Source organism: Gorillibacterium massiliense (assembly GCF_000455485.1).
Lineage (GTDB): Bacteria > Bacillota > Bacilli > Paenibacillales > NBRC-103111 > Gorillibacterium > Gorillibacterium massiliense.
Window position 1 is genome coordinate 1 of record NZ_CBQR020000030.1, and the last position, 4,988, is coordinate 4,988.

General features: G+C 49.6%; 6 protein-coding genes. All 6 read left to right on the forward strand.

Going from position 1 to position 4,988, the window contains the following annotated elements; genetic code table 11:
- Positions 1-184 (forward strand): hypothetical protein (locus TJ79_RS27895; protein ID WP_040948883.1); only part of this gene is annotated, 184 nt, incomplete at its 5' end.
- A gap of 51 nt (positions 185-235) precedes the next feature.
- A complete protein-coding gene (locus TJ79_RS03365; RefSeq protein WP_040948884.1) occupies positions 236-2,062 on the forward strand; it encodes an APC family permease in 1,827 nt (608 codons plus the stop codon).
- A 412-nt stretch (positions 2,063-2,474) separates the two neighbouring features.
- On the forward strand, positions 2,475-3,434 hold the full coding sequence (locus tag TJ79_RS03370) for a class I SAM-dependent methyltransferase (protein ID WP_040948885.1): 960 nt from the start codon (positions 2,475-2,477) through the stop codon (positions 3,432-3,434).
- Positions 3,435-3,590: 156 nt separating this feature from the next.
- Complete coding sequence (locus TJ79_RS03375; protein WP_040948886.1) at positions 3,591-3,995, forward strand: hypothetical protein; 405 nt, start codon at positions 3,591-3,593, stop codon at positions 3,993-3,995.
- A gap of 118 nt (positions 3,996-4,113) precedes the next feature.
- Positions 4,114-4,191, forward strand: a complete 78-nt coding sequence (locus TJ79_RS28605; protein WP_081756674.1) for a potassium-transporting ATPase subunit F — start codon at positions 4,114-4,116, stop codon at positions 4,189-4,191.
- A gap of 36 nt (positions 4,192-4,227) precedes the next feature.
- On the forward strand, positions 4,228-4,988 hold a 761-nt coding region (locus TJ79_RS03380), incomplete at its 3' end, for a potassium-transporting ATPase subunit KdpA (RefSeq protein ID WP_162162903.1).

A 4,988-nucleotide genomic window follows, 5' to 3' on the forward strand; every position in this document is an offset into this window, starting at 1 on the left:
CATACATGAAGAAAAACGGATCAAAAAGACTTTTTTTGAACATAGGCCCGGATTTACAGGATATGACGCAAGGTTTATGCTAACGAAGCACAAATTGAAAAGGCGAGAAGGCTTGGCTAAACGGTCAATCGCAAGGTCTCCTTGCGTTTTTTTATTGTGCGGCAACATGCTTGAAAATGCTTGATTGAGTAAAGGATATGCATACGGATTTTTATTACTTATGGCGGTGAGAATAGTGTTTTCTTATGTAAAACGGCTCCTGATCGGCCGTCCGTTAAAATCGGCGGAGTTGGGCGAACAGAAACTAAACAAAACCAAGGCATTGGCCATCCTTTCCTCGGATGCGCTGTCGTCCGTAGCGTACGGACCTGAACAGATTTTGCTTGTTCTGGTGACCGTCAGTTCGTTGGCCTTTTGGTACTCCATCCCTATCGGCGTCGGGGTACTGGTTTTGCTTACGGCTCTTATATTTTCCTATCGTCAAATCATCTTTGCGTATCCGCACGGCGGCGGAGCCTATGTCGTTTCGAAAGAAAATTTAGGGAAGTTTCCTGGTCTGGTAGCAGGGGGGTCCTTGCTGGTGGACTATATTTTGACTGTTGCCGTCAGTGTGTCCGCTGGAACGGACGCGATAACCTCCGCATTCAACGGCTTGCATCCGTATACCGTTCCCATCGCAGTTACTTTTGTCATTCTAATTACGATTTTGAATCTTCGCGGGGTAACGGAATCCGCCTCCATTTTGGCTTATCCGGTTTATCTATTCGTGTTTGCGATTTTCATCATGATCGGGGCAGGTCTATATAAAATCGCCGCAGGGGACGTCTCGCCGACTCTGCACACTCCCATCGGCACGCCCGTTGCCGGCCTTAGCCTGTTTCTTCTGCTGCGAGCCTTTGCTTCCGGCAGTTCCGCTTTGACCGGGGTCGAAGCCATTTCCAATGCCATTCCGAACTTCAAGGAACCGGCTCCGAACAACGCGGCGAAAACTCTTTTGGCCATGGGTGGATTGTTGGCCCTGCTTTTTTCCGGGATCGTCTTTTTGGCTTATTACTACGGCATATCCCCCCGAGCGGAGGTTACTGTCGTTTCACAAATCGCGGAAGCCACCTTCGGCCGGCATTTTATGTATTTCTTCATTCAAGGGACGACGGCGCTGATTTTGGTACTGGCAGCAAACACCGGGTATTCGGCATTCCCGCTGCTGGCGGTCAACCTGGCCAAGGACAAATTCATTCCGCGGATGTTCACCATTCGGGGAGACCGTCTTGGTTATTCCAACGGTATCTTGATCCTCGGCACTTTTTCGATCCTGCTTATCATCGCTTTTAAAGGGCAGACGGAGCAGTTGATCCCGCTTTATGCGGTAGGGGTGTTCATCCCGTTCACGCTGTCTCAAACTGGAATGATCCTCAAATGGTGGAGACAAAAGCCGAAGGGATGGATGCAAAAACTGATCATCAACGCCGTCGGCGCGCTCATCAGCTTTACGGTGGCGATGATGTTCTTCCTGACCAAATTCACTCACGTATGGCCGGTTTTGATCTTCCTGCCGCTTATCATCTACGCGTTCCACCGGATCAGCAAACATTACGAAACGCTGGCCGATCAGTTAAGAATCACGACATGCGAACCGGTCGTTCCCATCGAAGGAAACGTGATTATCCTGCCAGTGGCCGGTGTCACCCATGTGGTGGAGCATTCCATCAACTATGCGAAATCGCTGCATCCCGATCAAATCTTCGCCGTTTATATTCCTTTTGAGCGGGAAGAGGAGACAGTCTTTAAGGAGAAATGGAATAAGTTCATGCCTGATATCCGATTGGTAACCTTGCACTCCCCTTACCGCACGATCATCCATCCGTTGATGAAATTCGTCGACACCATCGAACGGAAGGCAAAGGAGTCCAATTATCAGGTAACGGTCATCATCCCGCAGTTTATTCCGAAAAAAGGCTGGCAAAACATTTTGCATAATCAAACGAGCCTGATGATCCGCGCCAACCTGCTGTTCCGCAAGGATGTCATCATTACGACGGTTCCGTATCACTTGAAAAAGTAAGCCGGCAATAAGGATTGACTCGCTAACTCGTGTTCGTGATAAATGGCCGTATTGATTCTTTCATTAACTACTGACATCGTACTCCCGAACGGCGTAAAAATGGGGTAAAGATACACCGACTTCGTGTAAAAAAAACATAAAAAAAGCACCTCGCAGGTGCTTTTTTTCGTTCATCTAGGACTTGGTTCGCGTTACGAGTCCATAAAAAATGAGTCATACCGATTTTTTCCCTAGCTTATTGGCGTGAGCTTCCTATATATTCTAATTGTAAGTCCGGCGGCAGCCGGATGCATCCCTTCTAGCGATGCCTACCGTTTGAAGCCAGTGGCGCCAGGCGACTTGAGTAAGTACCAAGTCCCTGGTTTGCCATTGGCTTTTTGTATGTCTACCGTTAATAAAAGGAGGATAAAAGATGATTAGCAGTCATTACGAACAAATCGCGGAGAAGTTTTGGAGTTTGCCGCAGAAACCGGGAGAGGAGGACAACCGAGACCGTTTATTCATGGACGATCAGATTCTGCACGCTCACCTGGAGCGGGAGATCGAAAGCCGGCTTAAGGGAGTGAAGACAATTCTTGATGCCGGAGGCGGTACGGGACGCTTTTCGATATGGCTGGCAAAAATGGGTTACCAAGTGACCCACCTGGATCTGTCCCTGCCGATGCTAGAGCGGGCAAAATCGAACGCAAAGGCTGCCGGAATCGAAGGCCGGATCGCTTTTGTCCATGGCAAACTGACGGATTTATCGGCATACGGGGATAACAGCTTTGATTTGGTCATTTCGCTCGATGCTCCTGTTTCGTATACTTGGCCAAAACATCATGAAGTCATTCAGGAACTCATTCGGATTGCAGGTATTGCCATCGTGTTATGCGTCTCCAATCGTTTGGGAGGATTTCCGGGTTGCTTCAATCCACTGAGGAAGGTCCCGTTTCTGTTGGATGAAAATGATCCCGATTCTGCTATGCAGTGGTATGTGTGGGAAAAGGCGAACGCCGAAAATTGGGAACCCAACTTCGCGGCAGCCGACCATCTTTTGACTAAAGGGATGTATGACGATCCCGAGCGGACGCTGGAAGAGATGAAGAACGGCGGTACGCCATGGCCGGTGACCTATTTGTTTCGGCCCGAAGAAATACAGGAGCACTTTCAAGCGGCAAATCTGCAGGATATCCGGCTGGCCGGTCCTGGAGCATTGGCCCGAACGCTTCCAGGCGATATTCTTCGCAAGCTGCTCTATACGGAAGCTTACCGGGAACCGTTTCTCGAACGCTGCTACCGCTTCGATTCGGAGCCCTCCGTATGTGGGATGGGTTATACGAGCTTGGTAGTATCTGGAGGGAAGTGGAAGGAAGTGCCTGATACACCGTAAAGTAAAAGGAAGAAACGTAAAAAAAGCACCCGCTGGGTGCTTTTTTTATGCTTTTTTTACATCTGGTCAGAGTATCTTTACCCCCTTTTTACGCCGATCGGGAGTAAGATGTCGATAGTTCAGAACACCTTGACGACGCGGAAAAGGAGATCTTTTATGTGCGAATCGGAACTCATACTGGTATCTGCGCCGACAAAAGCGGGCGAAACGTTTCTCCTGCGCCTTCGGCAGTTGGGATTACCTTGCCAAGCCCTAGCCGAGAGTGAAGCGGACTGCCGCCGTATGCGTGCCCTTGGCGTGGAACTCTGTCTGCTGATGGAGCCTGAAGGAGATGAGACGGTTGATAGAGGGCCGCTCCCCCTTCAGTCTTTTGAGAAGATTATTCTCTTTGATAACAGCATGGCTCAATGCTGCCGTCAGTTGGAACGCGTAAGGCCATGGACGCGGAGGAAAATATACGTCATTACGGAGAGGATTTTTGCGGATGCGATCTTCAAGCAGTACGGAGCGGATTTCGTCATTCATTCCAAAACGGGGCAAGTGGACTTTATAGTCCGGTAGTAAATAGGGGGTGGCAATCATGCTTATGGATGTGTACATGGTTTTGCTTGCTGTGGCAAGCTTTCTGCTGTTTTGGGGATTCCTCAAGTTTTGCGAAAAAGAGTAAGGGGGTATAGGCATGATCGTCATTGGAATCATCGCCGCGCTAATGATCGTTTATCTCGGGTTTGTGTTGGTGAAACCGGAGAAATTTTGAGGCTGATAAAGGTTGAGTGGAGGAGGATTCCCTGACATGGGTATGGGTTTGGTGCAAGTTATCGTTTCATTAGTCATTATTATGCTGCTAGTAAAACCGATGGGCCATTATTTGGTTCGGGTGTTCAGTTATGAGAAAACCGGTTTGGACCGGATCTTCGGTCCGGTGGAACGGTTGATATACCGGGTTTGCGGGATCAAAGAAAAAGAAGAGATGGGTTGGAAAAAATATCTGGGCGTCATGCTGCTCACCAATTTTGTCATGCTGGCGCTTATGTATTTGGTCTTACGCACTCAAAAGTATTTGCCCCTCAATCCCGACGGGATCGGCAACATGCCTGCAGCGCAAGCCTTCAATACAGCCACTTCGTTCATCACCAATACGAACTGGCAGTCCTACAGCGGGGAAAACGCCCTGTCGTACTTGTCGCAAATGCTGGCCATCACTTTTCCGATGTTCACTTCGGCTGCCACTGGCTTTGCCGTAGCTATCGCCTTCATCCGGGGAGTCGTGGCCCGTCAAGATAATTTAGGCAACTTTTATGTGGATATGATCCGCTCCATCACGCGGGTGTTTTTGCCCATCAGCTTCGTTGCCGCTCTGTTTTTGGTGTTCCAGGGCGTTCCACAAACCTTGCTGGGCGCCGTGCATGCCACAACATTGGACGGCAGTGCGCAAACCATTACCCGGGGACTGGTGGCATCCTTTGAATCCATCAAGCACTTGGGAACCAACGGCGGCGGCTGGTATGGCACCAATGCAGCCCATCCCTTTGAAAATCCGACGGCGCTCACGAA